Genomic DNA, 2,437 nt, shown 5'->3' with positions numbered 1-2,437 from the left:
CATATCTTTTGTTAAAAGCTCCTAATCTTAGGGGCTTTTTTTATATTTTTATAAAAAATTGCTGCATGAAAAACTTTATGTTATGGCTTGTTATTGTCCTATCTTTATATAGTGTCTCTCTAAATGCTCAAGAAAAATTTACTTTAAGCGGTATTATTTCTGAAGAAAAAAGTAACGAAACCCTTATTGGTGTTAACATAATCTTTCCAGAAACTGGGACAGGAACAACCACTAACGAATATGGTTTTTATTCCATTACTTTACCTAAAGGCACCTACTCTGTTGTCATAAGTTACCTTGGTTATACAACTAAAACAGAGACTATTGAGCTAAGCAACGATATTACAAAAAACATAAGCTTAATTAACTCCCTCGAAAGTTTAGATGAAGTCATTATAACTAAAAATATTGAACAACTAAGCATAAAAAACCCACAAATGAGTGTTAACACATTAACCTCAAATACCATAAAAAAAATCCCCGTTGTTTTAGGTGAAGCCGATATAATTAAAGCTATCACTTTACTACCAGGTGTTACAAATGCTGGTGAAGCCTCATCTGGTTTTAATGTAAGAGGTGGTTCGGCAGATCAAAATTTAATTCTTTTAGACGAAGCAATTATTTACAATTCGTCACATTTATTTGGTTTCTTTTCGGTTTTTAACCCTGATGCCATTAAAGACCTTCGGTTGTATAAAGGTGGTATACCTGCACGTTATGGTGGTCGTATTTCATCAGTTTTAGATATTTATCAAAAAGAAGGAAATAGTAAAGAATTTAACCTAAATGGTGGTATTGGAATTGTTGCGAGTAGACTACTTGCAGAAGGGCCTATTAAAAAAGACAAAGGCGCTTTTCTTTTTGGCGGCAGATCAAGTTATGCGCATTTATTTTTACCACTTTTTGATATTAATAACATTGCTTATTTTTATGATTTAAACACAAAGCTGAGTTATAAAATAAACGACCGAAATAACATTTACTTATCAGGATATTTTGGTAGAGATGTGTTTAGAATTGAAGACACTTTTGAAAACACTTATGGCAATTCCGTTTTAAATTTTAGATGGAATCATTTATTTTCAGATAAACTATTTTCTAATTTATCTCTAATTTATTCAGATTATTACTACGATTTAAAACTGAATTTTGTTGAATTCGACTGGGTTTCTGGCATTCAAAATTTTAATTTAAAATACGATTTCAAACATTATTTAAACGATAAATTAAAACTTCAATACGGTTTAAATAGTATTTATTACAAGTTTAATCCTGGAGAAATAAACCCAACTGTAGAGACTTCAGGCATTAATCCTTTTAAACTTATAGATAAATACGCTTTTGAAAACGCATTGTATTTAGATGTTGAGCATAAAATTTCAAATAAATTAGCTCTATCCTATGGTTTAAGATTTAGCTCGTTTTATAGATTAGGACAAGATAAACTTAATATTTACACCAATAATCGACCTGTTACCTTTAATGAAGATTTTCAAATTTATGAAGAAGCAAACCCAATCGATACAGAGACATTTAAGCGCGATGATGTTATTTCAAAATTCTTCAATTTAGAACCACGTTTTTCAGCAGCTTATCAAATTAATTTAAATAGTTCTGTAAAAGCGAGTTATAATCGAATGAGCCAATATTTACATCTATTATCAAATACAAACTCACCAACTCCACTAGATGTTTGGACTCCGAGTGGTAAATATATAAAACCTCAATTATTAGATCAATTTGCTTTAGGCTACTTTAAAAATTTGAGCAATGATGAATATTCATTAGAAATTGAAGGCTTTTATAAAACTATAAAAAACAGAATAGATTATATTGATGGTGCAAATTTAATTGCAAATAATGCTATTGAACAAGTTATTCTTAACGGAAAAGCTAGAGCTTACGGATTAGAATTTCTATTAAGAAAAAATAAAGGCAAGTTTAAAGGTTGGTTAGCTTACACGCTTTCTAAATCTGAACAACAAACTAAGGGCAGAACACCAAATGAGATAGGAATTAACAATGGTAATTGGTACAATACGCCTTACGATAAAACACACGATATCTCTTTAACTGGTAGTTATAAATTGAATGACAAATGGGAAGTTAGTTCAAATTTTTTATTTCAAACAGGGCAACCAGCCACATTCCCTAATGGTCAATATGTTTATAATGGTATTAATATTCCTAACTATGGAGAGCGAAACAAAAACAGATTACCATCTTATAACCGATTAGATGTTTCTTTTAAGTATCAGCCAAAACAAACAGAAAACAAAAAGTGGCAAAGCCATTGGGTTTTTGGTATTTATAATGTTTACAATCGTAAAAATGCCACCTCAATAAATTTTAGTCAAAATAATACAACTGGATTTAACGAAGCTACACGCTTATCAATATTCGGAATCGTTCCATCAATATCTTATAATTTTAAACT

Annotated in this window: 1 protein-coding gene; it reads left to right on the top strand. The window is 30.0% G+C overall.

The window, feature by feature from the left end:
- Positions 1-65: 65 nt before the first annotated feature.
- Positions 66-2,437: TonB-dependent receptor (locus tag AADI82_RS14875; RefSeq protein WP_341217197.1), on the top strand; the 2,372-nt coding region annotated here is incomplete at its 3' end.

Origin of the sequence: uncultured Wocania sp., from assembly GCF_964021735.1 — a bacterium.
In the GTDB taxonomy this organism is placed as follows: Bacteria; Bacteroidota; Bacteroidia; order Flavobacteriales; family Flavobacteriaceae; genus Wocania_A.
This window is presented reverse-complemented; position numbering and strand designations above follow the sequence as displayed.